This window comes from Qipengyuania sp. RANM35, assembly GCF_041021145.2.
Lineage (GTDB): Bacteria > Pseudomonadota > Alphaproteobacteria > Sphingomonadales > Sphingomonadaceae > Qipengyuania > Qipengyuania soli.
Genome location: NZ_CM196433.1, coordinates 220,617 through 237,038, shown reverse-complemented (window position 1 = coordinate 237,038; position 16,422 = coordinate 220,617). Strand labels below are relative to the sequence as shown.

Below are 16,422 nucleotides of genomic sequence, written 5' to 3'. Positions count from 1 at the left end.
TCCCTTGCCGCTAGGCGCAGAGGCGATGAGCGCGACGGCCAAACTGACGAGCGGGAGTATCCGCGGCCACCTCGTCACCCAGACCCTTCCGATGATCCTCGGCGTGGCGGCAATCATGTCGGTTGGCCTCATCGACGCCTATTTCATCGGGCGGCTCGGCTCGGCCGAACTGGCGGCGGTAAGCTTCATCTTCCCGATCACGATCGCAATCTCAAGCCTGGGCGTCGGGGTGATGGTCGGCATCAATTCCGTGATTGCGCGGGCGCTGGGCGAAGGCGACCGCGACCGTGCGGAACGCAGGGCGAATTTCGGCGCGATCTTCGCGCTCGTGATGGGGCTCGCCTTCGCTCTTGTGCTTTACCTCCTGCTCGATCCCCTCTTCCGCCTGATGCAGGCGCCGCCGCAACTGCTGCCCCTCATCCGCGAATACATGGTGCCCTATGCAATCGGCATGCCGTTCCTGCTGCTGCAGATGGGCCTCAATGGTATCCTGCGCGGACAGGGCGAAGCGAAGGCCACGAGTTATGTCTCCCTGACCTTCTCGATCGCGAACTGGATACTCGACCCGCTGCTCATAACCGGTGGCTTCGGCTTCGAAGGTTTCGGGGTCGCCGGCGCGGCCTGGGCAACGCTGATCGGCTGGGTTCTGGCGATCGTGGTGGCCCTGGTGCTGATCGACCGCTCCGCGCTCAAGATACACCCGACCCTCATCCGCAAGTGCCGCATGGGGGAATCGGCCAAGGCGATCCTGTCCGTTGCAGGTCCTGCAGCCTTCTCCAACGCGATCAATCCCATTGGCCTTTCGGTCCTCACCGCCCTCCTTGCCAGCCAGGGCGAAGCAGCGGTCGCCGGCTTCGGTGCAGCAGGGCGTTTGCAGAGTTTCGCCGTGGTTCCATTGCTTGCCCTGTCGGGTTCGATCGGGGCCATCGTCGGACAAAACTGGGGCGCAGGAATGCCCGACCGCTCACGCGAGGCCATGCGCGAGGCGGCTGTCTTCTGCATCGCCTACGGGCTCATCATCGCGGTTCTGCTGTTTGCCCTTGGCCAATGGTTTGCCCGCTTCTTCACGGATGACCCTGCGGTCATCGCCGAGTTCGCACGATATCTGGAGATCTCGGTCTGGGGCTATGCCGGTTTCGGCGTCCTGATCGTCGCCAATGGCGCGCTCAATGCCGTGGACAAGGCCCGCTTCGCGCTGGGCCAGAGCTTTGCCCGCGTCTTTCTGGTCATGCTGCCCTTCGCCTGGCTGCTTCGCCCGGTCTGGGGTGCGGAGGCTGTCTATGCAGCGGAACTCGCGGCCAACGTTATTGGCGGATCATTCGCCGCGTTTGTCGTCTGGAAAATCCTCCGGAGTCCTCAGCAGGGAGCTGGGCCCGCCCAAACCAATCGTTAACCATCTTCGTCCATAGCTCGACCCGATCGTATCAGGGGCGAACACCATGGATGAGTTGCTGGCGGACTTTATCGCCGAGACCAGGGAGATGCTTGAAGCCAGCGGCGGCGAAATCGTCGCGTGGGAAGCAAACCCTTCCGATACCGAACGTCTCGATACCATTTTCCGCTTCGTCCACACGGTGAAGGGCAATTGCGGCTTCTTCGACTTCCCCCGCCTCGAGAAGTTGAGCCACGCAGCCGAAGACGCCCTGTCGGAATGCCGCGCCGGGCGTCGGACGCCCGACAGCGCTCTGGTTTCGGCGGTGCTCGCGATCATCGATCGCATCAGCGCAATGACCGATGCGATCGAAGCGGGCGAGGAATTTCCCGAAGGCGGCGACGAGCCGCTGATCGCGGCACTCAATCCGCAGGAACCGGACGAATTCGTACATCGCCGAGCGGACAGCGAGCAGGAAGATACCGCAGCGTCGGGTGCGATCTCGGTAGAAATCGCCGATACGTCAGAGGACACGACCAAAAGCAGCCGGGCCAACGCGGTCCAGCGATCGATCCGCCTGCCGGTCGACCTTCTCGACGAGGTAATGAAGGGTGTCTCCGACATGGTGCTGGCGCGCAACGACCTTGCCCGCCGCCTGCGTGATGCTGGCGAACAGCCGACCATCGACGGCCCTTTCGAACGCCTCTCGACCATCCTGGCCGATGTCCGTTCGTCGATCACACGCATGCGAATGCAGCGGCTCGAACACCTGTTCAGCTCGCTTCCCCGCCTCGTTCGCGATCTGTCGAACGAACTGGGCAAGCAGGTCATGGTCGATTTCGAAGGCGGTGAAGTCGAACTCGACCGCGAGATGATCGAGATGGTCCGCGATCCGCTGACCCACATCATCCGCAATGCAATCGACCACGGGATCGAGAGCCCGGGCGACCGACTGCACAAGGGCAAGCGCGAAATCGGCCTGATGCGCTTCTCGGCACGCCAGGCCGGCAACCAGATCAGCCTCGTGGTGACCGATGACGGTCGCGGGCTGGACATCGAACGGATCGCGGCGAAGGCCGTCTCTGCCGGGATTCACACCAAGGCGGAGGTCGACGCCATGTCGGACCGTCGCAAGCAGCACCTCATCTTCGCGCCGGGCCTGTCGACCGCAGATCAGGTGAGTTCGGTATCCGGACGCGGCGTCGGTATGGATGTGGTGCGCGCCAATATCGAGAAGGTCGGCGGTTCCATCGACCTCACCAGCAAGCCTGGCCAGGGCACCAGCTTCCACATCAAGTTGCCGCTGACCCTGTCGATCATTGCCGCGCTGACCGTTGGCGCAGGGCGTCAGCGCTATGCCATTCCGCGCAGCTACGTCGAAGAGATCGTCTTCGGTTCCAACGCCAATGTCGACTTCGCCGAAGCCGGCGAACGTCGCCTCGTCACCTTCCGCGGCAAGCGAGTACCCTGCCTCTCCCTCGGAGCGATCCTCGGCATCGAGGACAACGCCGATGTCATCTGGGAAGAGAGGACGCTGGTGCTGATCCGCCTAGCCAGCGACGATGTTTTCGCACTCGCCGTCGACCGGGTCTACGACCACGAGGACGTGGTGGTGAAGCCGATCGCGCCCGCCGTCATGGAGACCCGCCTTTATGCCGGCACCACCCTGCTTGACGACGGTCGACCAATGATGCTGCTCGACATGCCGAGCATCGCGGCGACCCACCAGTTGGTTTCCGAACGAGGAACAACAAACGTCGTCGAGGAAGAAAAGGTCGAACATCGCCGCAAGACAGTCCCGATCATGCTCTTCGCAGGGCTCGACGGACGTCGACGGGCTGCCCGCCTCGACCTTGTTCGCCGCATTGACACCATTTCGCGCGAGGCCATCGACATCGAAGGCAATCGTGCGCAGGCCGTCATCGACGGAGCCATCTTCTCACTCGTAGGCCTCGAGTTCGGTGAACTTCCCCAAGATCGCTGCCGACTGCTGCGCCTGTCGGATGGAGAAAGCGAGCTTGTGTATGCCGTCTCGGAAGTCCTCGACGCGTCGGAAATGGAAGGCGACATTGTCCCGGTCGAAGGAGACCCTCTCATCGAGGGTGTGACTCTCATCGAGGGCCAGACGGTGCCAGTCATTGATGGCCACGCCCTCTTCGCCCGCCATCGGGCCCCGCAACGACTCGATCACCCGATGTCGTGCCGAATTCCCGAAGCCAGCGAATGGGCCCGCACCATCCTGGGTCCGCTGGTCGAGGCTGCAGGCTACCGCATCGCTGGCGAGGGAGATGACAGCGCCGATGTCGCGATCGTCTTCGAACGGCACGAAGAGACCGAACAATCACCGGCTGCGCGAAACGTCATTCGACTACGCCAAGAACCGGAAGCCGGGCCCGAGATGCCCGACACCATTTATCGCTACGACCGCGACAGCCTCCTGGCGGCCCTCAAGCAGGTTCGCCTTGGCAAGATGGCAGGGGGGAAGACCGCATGAACGAGCTCCTGTTGATGTGCATGATTGCAGGCCGCCGTGCTGCAATCCCTGCCAGCCAGGTCCAGTCGGTGATCGAGATCGACGAGATCACGCCTATTCCGGGCACTCCCGGCTTCGTCCGTGGCCTGACTGCACTGCGTAGCCAGGCGCTGACCGTCATCGATTGCCCGGTTGCCCTCGGACTGGAGAGCTCTGGCGAAGTATCCGATCAGCGTGCTGCGGTCGTCGACGTAGGCGGGCATCTGTACGCCCTGCTGGTCGACGAGGCCTATGACGTGGGCGAAGCACGAAGCGAGGCGATGGCCGTTCCCGGCGGCTTCGGGAGCGGTTGGCAACATGCATCCCTGGGAATGGTCGAAACCGACGGGGGACCTGCGCTCGTGATTGACGTGGTCACGCTGGTCGCGGGACCGGTCGCAGAGGCAGCTTAAGCGAATAGTTACCTGCGGCGGTTACTACCGTTGCGAACACCAGAGGTCCTACGAAATGAAAACCTGCCTGATCGTCGACGATTCGCGCGTTATCCGCAAAGTTTCCCGTCATATCCTCGAGACCCTCGGTTTCGCGGTGGAAGAGGCGGAAAACGGCCAGGAAGGCCTCAACAAGTGCCTCGAATCAATGCCCGATGTGGTCCTGCTCGACTGGAACATGCCGGTCATGACCGGTATCGAGTTCATCGTTCAGCTGCGCCAACGTGATGGCGGCGACAAACCGAAAGTCGTTTTCTGCACTACCGAGAACGATGTTGCGCACATCCGCGAAGCGATCAGCGCGGGTGCCGACGAATATGTGATGAAGCCGTTCGATCACGAGACCCTGCAGATCAAGCTCCAGCTTGTCGGCATGGCCTGAAGGGGGCCCGGCAGATGGTTGCGGCACTTCGCACTGAACGGATAGTTTCCGTGACACCGCAGAAGCGCGTCGTCCGGATCATGATCGTGGACGATTCCCTAACCGTCCGCACGGTCTTCACGCGCATGCTCCAGAACGAAGAGGACATGCGCCTCGTCACCACCGCGAACACCGCCGAACGCGGGATCGAGGCGCTGGCGAGCCATGAGATCGACGTGATCATGCTCGACCTCGAGATGCCCGGAATGGGCGGGATCGAGGCGCTGCCCAAGCTCCAGCAAGCTGCGCCCAAGGCGCAGATCCTCGTGATCTCCTCTCTGACCGCCGACGGGGCCGAACATACGGTGAAAGCGCTGTCGCTTGGCGCCGCAGACACCATGCTCAAGCCGCGTCCTGGCGGCTTCAACGATGATTATCGCAATACCCTGCTTGGCAAGATCAGGGCATTGGCCGGGGTCGACCCGACGACGGCAAAGCCATCAGTCCCTGTCGCTCGTGCACCGAAAACGCTTGGCAAGAAACCGCAGGTGGTTGCGATAGGTGCGTCGACTGGCGGCATCCACGCACTGAACTTGTTCCTGCGCAAAGTGCCGGAGAACTTCGATCTCCCCATTCTGATTACTCAGCACCTGCCCGACAGCTTTATTCCGGTCTTCGCGAAGCAGATGGAAATGGCTGCGCGCCGTCCGGCCATCCTTGCCGACGAAGGGGTCGAGATTCGGCGTGGTCACATCGTCATCGCTCCAGGCCATGGCCACATGATTGTCCGCAAAAGCGCCGGGCGTCTGGTTACCGGTCTGGCCTACCATCCGGTCAAGAGCGGCTGCATGCCATCAGTCGACCCGATGTTCGAAACGCTTGCCGAGGCCTGCGACGGGCACGTCGCTGCGGTCCTTCTTTCCGGGATGGGACGCGACGGAACCGAGGGTGCACAGGTCATCGCCACCGCCGGTGGGTCGATCTTCGCGCAGAACGCGGAAAGCTGCGCCGTTTGGGGCATGCCGCGCGCAGTGACCGAGATGGGTCTCGCTTCAGCAGTGCTCCCGCCAGAGGAACTGGCCGAGAAGGTCCTTTCAAGCGCAGGAGCGGACGCATGGGCGTGAATGACGCCTCACACTCAATTATTGCCGACCTACTTGCCCAGAAGACCGGACAGCAACTCACTGAGAACCGCCGTTGGCGTGTGTCGACGGCGCTTGCCGGCCTGTTTCGCGAATTCGGCATCGACAATATCGACCAGCTCGCCTGCATGCTTGAACGACCGGGCGAACAGCACCTTGCAACCAAGGTCGTCGAGGCGCTGCTCAATAACGAAACCTACTTTTTCCGCGACCACGTCTATTTCATGACGCTCGCCAACCAGGTCCTGCCCGACCTGGCTCGCAAGCGTGCGAGCACCCGAAAGCTGTCGATCTGGTCGGCAGGATGTTCGACCGGCCAGGAAGCGCTCAGCCTGGCGATGATCTTCGCCGAGCAACCGGGCCGTTGGCAGGATTGGGATATCGACATTGTGGGAACCGATGTTTCGGGCAAGGCAATAACCACGGCCAAGACCGGCTGCTATTCGCAGTTTGAAATTCAGCGCGGGATCAGTGTCGCGCAAATGCTCAACTTCTTTTCCGAGACGCCACGCGGCTGGCAGGCGAGCGATCGCATCTGCTCGATGACCCGCTTCCAACAGCAGAGCATTCTCGATTATCCGCCCGCGCCCGGTCGGTTCGACCTCGTACTGTGTCGCAATGTCCTGCTCTATTTCGACCGTCCTACCCGGGCATCGGCCTTCGATCGCGTCGCTAGTGCGCTCGCCCAAGACGGCTGGCTCATGCTTGGCGCCGGGGAATCGGTGGTTGGACAGACCGAACGCTTCGAATCCTCCGAATGGGGTTCGGCAATCTACAAGCCGACGTCGGTAGCATCGCGCGTCGCGCACTCGCCGCGGATCGCCGCCGCGCGATAAGGCAAACCGCCTGCCAATCAAGGTAAACCCCGGGTTTACGCTTCCTTAGCGATTCCTAGGTAAATCGCAGGGTACACAAGTTCGTGGGGTCGCACCGCGGGGGGAATTCGTGAGTTTCAAGGACGATAGCGCGGGTGCCGACAGCAGAGCGTTTGTGCTCGGCCCCATCCTTGTCTTATCGACCATCTTCCTGCTCACGATGTCGCTGGCGATGGTCAGCCACAAGATCGGACTTTCTACGCCCGCACCTGTCCTGGCCGCCGGATCCATCATCTTCTGCTGTGCAGTTGCCGTCCTGGCGATACTCGGCCTGCGTCATATCGGTCGATACGAAAAGCTCGGTTTTACAGACAGCCTCACTGCGCTTCCCAACAGGCGATCCCTGCATGTCGACTTCCAGAAGCATGACCGGGCAGGTCAGGAAATCGCACTCGCACTGATCGACCTCGACGGGTTCAAGCTGGTCAATGATCACTATGGCCATTTTGTTGGCGATGCCGCGATCCGCGAATGCGCGACGATCCTGAAGGATCTCGCGGGGGACGAAGCTTCGGTCTATCGCCTTGGCGGCGACGAGTATGCACTGCTGATCAGTGGCCCGGTCGCCGGCACACTGCTTGAGGGGCTTTGCCGCCGCTTGATCGAACGCCTCGCCAAGCCGGTCAGCGTTGACGACCGGCGCCTGACCCTGGGGGCAAGCATCGGCCTGTCGCGCAAGGTGCCGGGCGAAAAGCTCAGCTCATCCGAACTGCTGCGTCGCTCGGATGTGGCGATGTATGCGTCCAAGCGCGGTGGCAAGATGCGCTGCACCTGGTTCAGCGCCGCGTTCGATCAGAGTCGCGAACAGCTGAAAGAAATGGACGACGAGCTTCGCGCAGGCCTCGCCAACAGGGAATTCCGTCTTAACTACCAGCCGCTCGTCGACAGCCGCACCCGCAAGGTCGTGGCGGTCGAGTGTCTGCTGCGCTGGGAGCGTGCCGACGGCAAGCGCGTGGGTCCGAACATTTTCATCCCCGTCGCTGAGGAAAGCGGCCTCATCAATGCGATTGGCCTGTGGGTCCTGCGTCAGGCCTGCTGCGATGCACTCGAATGGGATGACATTACCCTATCGGTGAATATCTCCGCCGCTCAGCTGCGCAATCCGGAGTTCCCGATCCAGCTCGGCCATATCCTCGAAGAGACTGGCTTCGATCCGGAGCGCCTCGAACTCGAGATTACGGAAACCTGCCTCGTGCTCGACCCGGTGGTCGCCGAGCGCAGCCTTGCTGTCATCCGCGGTTTCGGGGTCAAAATCTCGCTCGACGATTTCGGCACCGGATATGCCTCGATCGGCTTCCTGCGTCAGTTCCGCTTTGAAAAGCTCAAGCTCGACCGTAGCCTCGTCGTCCAGGCAGGCGAAGACGAGGGCAGCCGCGCCATGATGCTGTCCAGCATCACCGTGGCGCGTGCCATGAAGATGGGCGTGACGGCCGAGGGCGTCGAGACACAGGACCAGGCCGACATGGTCCGCGCCGCCGGCTGCGACCAGATCCAGGGCTGGCTCTATTTCAAGGCCCTTCCCGCCGAGGAAATCGCCCAGCATCTGGGCAAGCCGGTCGGAACGGCAACACCTACAGAACTGAGGGATTCCAAGGTCGCATGAGCGCACTTTCGGACATGGTGAACGGCGTTGTCGCCGAACAGGAAGTCGTGGGCGAAATCCACGTGCCGGAGCTGGGCGGACAGCCGCTCTTCGCGGGGATTTCCGAGGCCGCTGAGGCGACCGACATCGATCGTCCCAGCGGGTTGAAGGGCTTTCTCTTCAACAAGTCAGTCGGCGAGAAATTACGCGCCATAGCAATGGCCAACATTGCAGCAGTGGTGCTCGGCCTGCTGGCAACGCTTGTCGGCGGTTACGTCGCCTTGCAACTGAAGGCGGAGCGGATGGCCTTGTCGCAGGCGAATGTCGAAGCTGCGCGCATGATCGGCGACATCGGCGATGCCCGTCTGTTCGTACAGCATTACGCCGCCGTGGGTGACAAATCGGATCTCGTCGCGGCGCACGATGCGCTTCGCAATGCCGACCGCAAGCTCAGCGACATCAAGGCACTTGCCGTAGACGTAGCGCCTGTAACCTTGCCGGCCATCGACAAGCTCAACGGCGATCTTGCTTCGCTCACAACTCGGGTCGAGGCTGCCCAACGGTCGCGCGGCTCGGGCCAGCAATGGCAGGAGTTCTCCGACAGCGTCTACCTCGATGGTGTACAGTTCGTCGATGAGGCACATGGACTGCGTAGCGATTTCGAAGCGATAGCCAAGGCTGCCGACGAGCACTCGACCTTCATCGTTTCCCTGCTCTTCGTCGCCTTCATCGTGGTCGCTGTCATCGGCATTTCGATGGTGACGTTGAGCGCGCGCTACCTCGCCCGCGACATTTCGCACACCTTGCGCCGTATGACCGATGTCGCCGGTCGCCTCGCCAAGGGCGAAAAGGACATGCACATCCCCGCTCTCGACCGGCAGGACGAAATCGGCGATCTTGCCCGCGCGTTCGAGGTCTTCCTTCAGGCCGCATGGGAATTCGAACGCATGTCGCAGGAACGCGCCTCACTACGCGCAGAACGTGGCAAGGAAATGCAACTCATCGCCGAGCGTTTCGAACGCACGGTAGGTGAAGTTGTAAGCGGCGTCGCCGCAGCATCTTCTCAGCTCAAGACCACTGCGTCCTCGATGGCAGGGGCAGCAGAAGAAGCCAGCGACCAGACAGCCATCGTATCGCGATCCATCGAGCAGGCGTCGGTGGGCGCAACCGCGGCAGCATCCGCATCAGACGAATTTGCCATGTCGATCGGGGAGATCAGCCGCCAAGCTTCGCACTCGGCGGAACTCGCCCGCAAGGCAACCGAAACCGCAACCGGTGCCGATACGACTATTTCCGCACTGGCGTCGTCGGCCGATCAGGTCGGCCAGATCGTGGAGCTGATCCAGTCGATCGCCAAGCGCACCAACCTTCTTGCGCTCAACGCATCGATCGAAGCGGCGCGCGGCGGCGAGGCAGGTCGCGGCTTCGCTGTCGTAGCGAGCGAAGTGAAAGAACTTGCCGCGCAGACGAGCCGCGCGACCGAGGAAATCGCCGGACAAATCCGGGCAATGCAGGATTCAACCGGTGCCAGCGTCGGCGCACTCCGTTCGATCGCCAGCCAGATCCGCGAGCTCGAAAGCACTGCCGTCTCGATCGCCAGCGCCGTCGACCAGCAGTCGGTCGCCGGACAGGATCTGGCCCGAAGCATCGACCTTGCCGCACGTTCGACCGACGAAGTTTCGGGAAGCATCCTCAAGGTGCGCGAGACGTCCCTCACAGCCGGTGCAGCCGCGAGCCAGGTGCTGACCTCTGCCACGTCACTCGAAGAACAGGCCGGCACGCTCCAGACGCAGGTCCACGACTTCCTGAGGCACGTGAAGGCCGCTTAACGCGATCTCAAGCATTTCCCGCTTATGGTTGACAGGAAGTTTAGCGGGGATGGCCAGCGATGAACGCGCAGACTAAAATCCTTACGGATGAAATGGTTGAGGAGATTGCGGCGGTCGACATCGCCGTAAGTGCCGGAAAGGGCGAGCAAGGCGGAATTTCTGCCTGGTTCATGTCCCGCTCGCTCGATCACAAGGCCATGATCGCTTCCGTGTTCACGATGGGCGGGTTGGTGTCGGTGACGCTTCTCGCCCTGTGGGGCTTTTCCGACCCCGCCAACATCGCTTCGGCCAAGATCGGCATCATCGCGATCACTGCAATCGCGCTCATCCTCGGTGTGGCCAGCCTCCAGTTCATCCGCAGGCAGATCATCGTACCCTTCGTGGACATCTCGCGCGAGATGGGCCGCCTTGCCGCCGGCGCTCGAGACATCGAGGTTTCGGGTACCGACCGGGTCGACGAAATCGGCGACCTCGCCCGATCGCTCGCGGTGTTCCTGAAGTCGGGGCACAAGCTCGATGAGCTCTTCGTCGCCCGCAAGGCAGCCGCAGAGGCGCGCAAGGCGGAAGTCCTGCGATTTGCCGGAGAATTCGACACCAGCATCGGTGAAGTCGTGGGCAGCGTCGCATCCGCTGCCAGCCAGCTCAAGACGACGGCTGCAAGCATGGCCGCAACTGCCGACCAGGCCACCGGCAAGTCGGAACAGGTCATCCGCGCCATGGAAGGCGCTGCAGAAGGTGCCACCGCTGCCGCCTCCGCATCGGACGAGTTCGCCATGTCGATCGGCGAGATCAGCCGGCAGGCGTCGCACTCGGCCGAGTTGGCCCGTCGCGCGACCGAAACCGCGACCGGTGCCGACGCGACCATTTCCGCCCTCGCCAATTCAGCGGACCAGGTTGGCCAGATCGTCGAACTGATCCAGTCGATTGCACAGCGTACGAACCTGCTCGCACTGAATGCCTCCATCGAGGCTGCTCGTGGCGGTGAAGCAGGACGTGGCTTTGCCGTCGTCGCCAGCGAGGTGAAGGAACTCGCCGCGCAGACCAGCCGCGCGACCGAAGAAGTCGCCGAGCAGATTCGCACGATGCAGGATTCCACCGGTGCCAGCGTCGGCGCGCTGCGCTCGATCGCCGACCAGATTCGCGAACTCGAACGCACTGCGGTCTCGATCGCCAGTGCTGTCGACCAGCAATCGGTCGCGGGGCAGGACCTCGCCCGCAGTATCGACCTCGCCGCCCGCTCGACCGATGAGGTTTCGGGCAGCATTGAGGAGGTTCGCGAAACCTCGCTCGCCACGGGGGCTGCCGCCGCACAGGTGCTCAGTTCGGCCGAGAGCCTCGAAGGGCAGGCGGATGTCCTGCGCCGCAAGGTGCAGGACTTCCTGGGCCACATTCGCGCCGCCTAGGCGCCGAGGTCACTCCCACCAATAGGGAAGGCGCTTCGCCGTCCCTGTCTCGACCTCGTTCATGGTGCGGGCATCGTAGAGCCGCCCGCCGAGCATGACGCGATCGATCTTGTCGGAATTGCGGATGTCGGTGCTGGGGTCCGCCGACAGCACCAGCAGGTCGGCGAGCTTGCCGACTTCGAGGCTGCCGATATCACGCGACATGCCCAGCGATTGTGCCGAAACGATCGTCCCTGCCCGCAGCGCCTCGACCGGCGTCATGCCGCCACGAACGAAGCTCCACAGTTCCCAGTGCGAGCCGATACCTGCCTGCTGGCCATGCGCGCCGATGCTGATCTTGACGCCGCGTTCGCTGAGCTTCTTCGCCTCGCGCGCGGAATCATCATCGACATAGGCCCAATCGGGTGCCTTCGTCCGGCGCCCGGTCTCCGCGATCAACTGGCGCGGCGGGGTGTGGACCATCAGCGGGTTGGCAAACACGTCGGTCGCCTGGCGCCAGTAGGGATCGCCCGCCAGTCCGCCGTAGGTCACGACAAGGGTCGGCGTGTTGTTGGTCTGCGACCCGCTCCAGAACTGGAGCACGTCCTCGTAGAAGTGCTCCACGGGGACATTGTGTTCGACCGTCGAATTGCCGTCGGCGATCAGGTTCATGTCCATGCCGAACAGCGAACCACCCTCGGCCACGACGAGCATATTCTCGTCGCGCGCCGCAGCAACCACCTGTTGGCGCTGTTCGCGCCGGGGCTGGTTGTAGTTCTTCACCGACACACCGCCCTGCGCCTTGATACGGCGGACATGCGCCAGCGCATCGTCATAGCCGTCGATGCGGGCATAGATACCGGGTGCCTTCGCGCCATAGATGACCTCGCCGGTCGAGAAGATGCGCGGCCCGAGCAGGAGGCCTGCCCGCTGGCGCTCGGACGCTTCAAAGATCTGGCTCGCTTGCGAGGAAGGATCGTGGATCGTCGTCGTGCCGAGCGCGAGGTTCTGGACCAGCGACCAGTTCTGCTGCGGGACAAGGTCGCCCGTCCCCTGCGATCCATGCGCGTGTGCGTCGACGAGGCCGGGCATGATGGTCTTGCCTGTGGCATCGACCTTCGTGGCACCTGCCGGAATGCTGACCGATGAGGCGGGTCCGACTGCAGCGATGCGATCACCGTCGATAACGATCGTACCGTTCTCGATCACGCCTGCGCCATCGCCGGTCATCGTCAGGATGCGCGCGCCTGTCAGGGCGACGACTCCCTGATGCTTGTCCGCCTGGACCGTGCGGGCCAGTGATACACCGTTAACCGGCGGCTCGAACTTGGGGGCATCCTTGTCCTGCGGAGCGTTGGCGAACATCGACGCGATCGGCGCGCGGAACAGCGTCGGTCCCATCGACCAGGTCAGCGTGCGGCCACCGTCGGTCCAGCCGACATAGTCCGCACCGCCCTTGCTCGCACGGGTCACCGGCAGTGAACTGGCCTTCTCTCCCAATGTAACCGCCTGCCCGCCGGGCATCAGCGGCGTTACGAAGACTTCGTAGTTCTCGCGGAATGCCAGCATGTCACCCATGGGGCTGACGCTATAGCCGCTGACAAGTTCACCCTCGGCATGCACCTGTCGCTTGTCACCATCGAGGTTGGCTGAGATCAGCTGCAGCTTGCCACCCGACCGCCCGAGCATGAACACGCGGTCACTCGCTGCACCGAACTGCGGCTCAGACGTGTCGCGGGCAATCAGCTTCGGCGTCCCGCCGCTGACCGGAACTGCATAAACACCCTCGTTTTCGGAATACTGAGGCGAAGTCAGGTATCCGCCAGAGCGCTTCTCGAACACGACAGTACGGCCATCGGGCGAGAACTGCGGCAGCGCGTAGTGGCCGCGCATGGTGGTGACCGCCTTCGCATTGCGTCCATTGGCATCGGCCACCATCACCTGCCCCAGGCCAGCATCGGTCCAGCGCACGAAGGCCAGCTTGCGCCCGTCGCGCGACCAGCTCGGCCACAGTTCCAGCGCGTCCCCGCCATCGGAGAACAGGCGGCGCGGTTCGCCGCCCGCCACCGGCTTGGCGTAAAGCTTGCCGAGGCTTTCGAAAGCAACCGTCCGTCCGTCGGGCGACACGCTGGCAAAGCGCGGGATTTTCGCGGTGAAGCTGTCTTCACCCACCGGAATGACCGGATGCGGGGCGTCGGCGACGCCCCGCGTATCGTCGATGCGGAAGGGAATGACAGTCGCCCCGCTACCGTCGGCGGCGATGCGGCGGATCTTGCCGCCCGCCCATGCGACGATGCTCTTGCCGTCGGGCGTCCAGTCCATCAGCGGGTAAAACCCGTAAACCGCCCAGGTTTCCTGCATGTCCATGTCGAGGTCGCCATAGACCATGCGCTCGACCCCGCTGGCGAGGTCCTTCACCCAGAGTTCGGTCTGATCCTTGTCGCGGCGGATGAAGGCAAGCGACTTGCCATCCGGCGACGGCGAGGGGCGCACAGCGCCGCCGAACCCGCTGGCGACCGTGGTGACTTCGGTGGTTGCAAGATCATAGCGTTCGATCGCGAAAGTGCCTTGCGTCGAATCCTGCGCATATTCGAACGAGTTACCGCCGGTGACATTGCGCGTGTAGTAGACCGCATCGCCCGAAGGTGCGTAGGTCGGCTCGCCCAGTTCCTTCTGCAGGTTTTCGTTGGCGCGGGCGACCAGCTTGACGCCGCCACCGCCGGACACGTGGTAGAGCCAGATTTCGCCCGTGCCAGCGCTGCGCTGGGTGGTGAAGTGCTTCTTCGCCGCGATGTACTGGCCATCGGGCGACCAGCTTGCCTGGTTGAGCAGGCGGAAATCTTCCTTGGTGACTTGCTTCTTGTCCGAACCGTCGGCGTTCATCACCCAGATGTTGTCACCCCCTGCACGGTCGGAAGTGAAGGCGATACGCTTGCCGTCGGGCGAGAATCGTGGCTGCACTTCCCAGGCGAGGCCCTCGGCGACGCGCGTCGGGGTGCCGCCGGAAATGGGCATGGTATAGATGTCGCCAAGCAGGGAGAAGGTCAGCATCCGGCCGTCTGGCGAGACGTCGACATCCATCCACGTCCCCTCGTCGGTGCGGATCGGTACCTGGCGGATCGTCGCCCAGCGCGGTGCGGTGACGTCCCACTTCTCGTCTTCCTTCTTGGCTTCGGCCGTGGGCTTGGCCGGAGCGGCCTGAACCGCAATGCCCGAACCGTCCTTGGGGCCGGTTTCCTGCGATGCGTCGACTTCCTGTTCCTCTACCGGATTGGGGCTCGGCTGCGGATCCTGCGCGAATGCGGCCTGGCTCGCGAACAAAACCGCGAGGACGGAAGCGATACTCGATTTCATTATGCTCTCCCTGTGCGTGACCGCTTCATAGGCGGTGAGGCAGGGAGGGCAAATGCAGTTTGTCGATTGGGGTCAGCGGACGCTCGAACGCTCCACGAGATGAACCGGAACGCGGCGTTCGGGCTTTTCCCCCTCACCCGCCAATGCCGTATCGACAAGAAGCTTTCCTGCCGCGGCGAAGTCGGGCTCGACGGTGGTGAGCGGCGGCGAGCTGAATTCGCCCGAACCAAGGCCGTCGAAGCCTACCACGCCGACGTCGCCGGGCACGGAGATGCCCCGCGCCGAGAGTTCTTCCAGCGCGCCGAGCGCCATGGCATCGCAGGCGAAGAAGAGCGCATCGAATTTTGTCCCGGCGTCGACCAATGCGGCAATCGCGCTGCGCCCTTGCGACACACGGTCCTCGCCTTCGCTGACCACTGGCTCGCTAACCGGCAGGCCCGCCGCCTCCACGGCCTCGGCATAGCCTTCATAACGTTCTCGGAACTGCCGCTGCGAGGAATTGGTGTCGCCGACAAAGACGATGTGCCTCGCGCCGCTGTCGACCAGCCGCTGAACCGCGATCCGCCCGCCCTCGCGATTGTCCGAACGCACCCACACCGCATCGTCGAAAGGCGAACCCCAGAAGGCGATCGCGTCGGTTTCCTTCGCGCATTCGCGGAAATAGTCCCACGCGGCAGAGTTGGTCGCCGTGCCGATCACGACGACCCCGTCTGCCTGGCGTCGCGCGACGTAGTGGCCGAAGAAGTCGTCCGGTTGTGCCTGGAATGACACCAGCGCTTCGTAGCCGCGTTCTGCTGCGGCGGCACAGGTGCTGCCGAGCATGGAATAGTAGAACGGATTTATCGCTGCGGCGCCCTGCCCTTCGCGACCGATGATGACGATCGCGATCGTCCCGGTTTCGCCCTTGCGCAGCCCGGCGGCGCGTGCGTTGACGAAATAGCCCAGTTCGCGTGCCGCCTCCTCGACACGGCGGCGGGTTGCCTCGGTAATAGTCTCCGACCCGGAGAGCGCCCGGCTGACCGTAGACTGGCTGACCCCTGCCCGTTCGGCGACGTCAATCGACGTCATTCGCCGGACCCTACCCTTATCGTTATGCGGCATGTTTGCCCCGACTCCTCTCGCGCCCAATCCCTAACCGATCGCTTGTCTGATTGGTAGCGGGCGGCAATCCGCTTGTGCAAAGTGTCTTGCCATGGCTATCCTGACGAAAATCCAGGAAAGCTCATGCCAAGCGACAGTCGCCGTGAAGAACGACATATGGTTCAGGTTGCTGGACGCTATCGGTCGAAACACGGCCAGTCGCGAGACATCTGGATCAAGGACATCTCCGAATATGGATGCCGCTTTTTCGACCGATTTTCGGTGCTGGAGGTCGGCAGCACGATCCTGATCAAGGTCGGCAATATCGGTCCGATCACCACCGATGTGAAATGGCGCGAAGGGAGCACCGTGGGGGCCGAATTCGACAATCCTCTCCACCCGGGCGTGCTGGGTCACATCATCCGTGAGATGGACCGGCCGGGCGAGGGGCAAGACTGACCGCTGCTGCCCGGACAAATTC

At 63.0% G+C, this 16,422-nt stretch carries 12 protein-coding genes; 10 read left to right on the top strand and 2 right to left on the bottom strand.

Annotated elements, in window-relative coordinates; all coding sequences use genetic code 11:
- Nucleotides 1–25 precede the first annotated feature (25 nt).
- The 9 genes from RAM60_RS01175 (at nt 26) to RAM60_RS01135 (ending at nt 11,528) form a co-directional block, all read left to right on the top strand.
- A complete protein-coding gene (locus tag RAM60_RS01175; RefSeq protein WP_369025921.1) occupies nt 26–1,393 on the top strand; it encodes an MATE family efflux transporter in 1,368 nt (455 codons plus the stop codon).
- Between the two features lie 46 nt (nt 1,394–1,439).
- Nucleotides 1,440–3,866 (top strand): chemotaxis protein CheA, encoded by a 2,427-nt coding sequence (locus RAM60_RS01170; RefSeq protein ID WP_369025922.1) that lies wholly within the window; start codon nt 1,440–1,442, stop codon nt 3,864–3,866.
- On the top strand, nt 3,863–4,297 hold the full coding sequence (locus RAM60_RS01165) for a chemotaxis protein CheW (protein ID WP_369025923.1): 435 nt from the start codon (nt 3,863–3,865) through the stop codon (nt 4,295–4,297). The genes RAM60_RS01170 and RAM60_RS01165 overlap by 4 nt, the downstream gene beginning before the upstream one ends.
- Before the next feature lie 55 nt (nt 4,298–4,352).
- Nucleotides 4,353–4,718, top strand: coding sequence for a response regulator (locus RAM60_RS01160; protein WP_200982392.1), 366 nt, complete (start codon nt 4,353–4,355; stop codon nt 4,716–4,718).
- Nucleotides 4,719–4,768: 50 nt separating this feature from the next.
- Nucleotides 4,769–5,821 (top strand): chemotaxis-specific protein-glutamate methyltransferase CheB, encoded by a 1,053-nt coding sequence (gene cheB, locus RAM60_RS01155; RefSeq protein WP_369025924.1) that lies wholly within the window; start codon nt 4,769–4,771, stop codon nt 5,819–5,821.
- Entirely contained in the window at nt 5,812–6,675 is an 864-nt protein-coding gene (locus tag RAM60_RS01150; protein WP_369025925.1) for a CheR family methyltransferase, read from the top strand. Before cheB ends, RAM60_RS01150 begins: the two co-directional genes overlap by 10 nt.
- 109 nt (nt 6,676–6,784) lie before the next feature.
- Nucleotides 6,785–8,317 carry a putative bifunctional diguanylate cyclase/phosphodiesterase gene (locus RAM60_RS01145; protein WP_369025926.1) on the top strand — a complete coding sequence of 511 codons (1,533 nt, stop codon included), beginning with the start codon at nt 6,785–6,787 and terminating at the stop codon, nt 8,315–8,317.
- Nucleotides 8,314–10,125 (top strand): methyl-accepting chemotaxis protein, encoded by a 1,812-nt coding sequence (locus tag RAM60_RS01140; RefSeq protein WP_369025927.1) that lies wholly within the window; start codon nt 8,314–8,316, stop codon nt 10,123–10,125. The genes RAM60_RS01145 and RAM60_RS01140 overlap by 4 nt, the downstream gene beginning before the upstream one ends.
- A 59-nt stretch (nt 10,126–10,184) precedes the next feature.
- A complete protein-coding gene (locus RAM60_RS01135; protein WP_369025928.1) occupies nt 10,185–11,528 on the top strand; it encodes a methyl-accepting chemotaxis protein in 1,344 nt (447 codons plus the stop codon).
- Between the two features lie 9 nt (nt 11,529–11,537).
- Here RAM60_RS01135 and RAM60_RS01130 read toward each other — a convergent pair whose 3' ends face one another.
- Nucleotides 11,538–14,861 carry an amidohydrolase family protein gene (locus tag RAM60_RS01130; RefSeq protein ID WP_369025929.1) on the bottom strand — a complete coding sequence of 1,108 codons (3,324 nt, stop codon included), beginning with the start codon at nt 14,859–14,861 and terminating at the stop codon, nt 11,538–11,540.
- Between the two features lie 72 nt (nt 14,862–14,933).
- The gene (locus RAM60_RS01125; RefSeq protein ID WP_369025930.1) at nt 14,934–15,929 is read right to left on the bottom strand and encodes a LacI family DNA-binding transcriptional regulator; all 996 of its coding nucleotides are present in this window, start codon (nt 15,927–15,929) and stop codon (nt 14,934–14,936) included.
- A 189-nt stretch (nt 15,930–16,118) separates the two neighbouring features.
- On the opposite strand from RAM60_RS01125, the gene RAM60_RS01120 reads away from it, so the two are divergent.
- Entirely contained in the window at nt 16,119–16,400 is a 282-nt protein-coding gene (locus RAM60_RS01120) for a hypothetical protein (protein ID WP_369025931.1), read from the top strand.
- The last annotated feature ends 22 nt before the right edge of the window (nt 16,401–16,422 follow it).

Bases quoted from the DNA above. Each gene is read 5' to 3' on its own strand.
- RAM60_RS01165 (WP_369025923.1), top strand. From the start codon at position 3,863: ATGAACGAGCTCCTGTTGATGTGCATGATTGCAGGCCGCCGTGCTGCA.
- RAM60_RS01150 (WP_369025925.1), top strand. From the start codon at position 5,812: ATGGGCGTGAATGACGCCTCACACTCAATTATTGCCGACCTACTTGCC.
- RAM60_RS01175 (WP_369025921.1), top strand. From the start codon at position 26: ATGAGCGCGACGGCCAAACTGACGAGCGGGAGTATCCGCGGCCACCTC.
- RAM60_RS01140 (WP_369025927.1), top strand. From the start codon at position 8,314: ATGAGCGCACTTTCGGACATGGTGAACGGCGTTGTCGCCGAACAGGAA.
- RAM60_RS01135 (WP_369025928.1), top strand. From the start codon at position 10,185: ATGAACGCGCAGACTAAAATCCTTACGGATGAAATGGTTGAGGAGATT.
- RAM60_RS01160 (WP_200982392.1), top strand. From the start codon at position 4,353: ATGAAAACCTGCCTGATCGTCGACGATTCGCGCGTTATCCGCAAAGTT.
- RAM60_RS01170 (WP_369025922.1), top strand. From the start codon at position 1,440: ATGGATGAGTTGCTGGCGGACTTTATCGCCGAGACCAGGGAGATGCTT.
- RAM60_RS01130 (WP_369025929.1), bottom strand. From the start codon at position 14,861: ATGAAATCGAGTATCGCTTCCGTCCTCGCGGTTTTGTTCGCGAGCCAG.
- RAM60_RS01125 (WP_369025930.1), bottom strand. From the start codon at position 15,929: ATGACGTCGATTGACGTCGCCGAACGGGCAGGGGTCAGCCAGTCTACG.
- RAM60_RS01120 (WP_369025931.1), top strand. From the start codon at position 16,119: ATGGTTCAGGTTGCTGGACGCTATCGGTCGAAACACGGCCAGTCGCGA.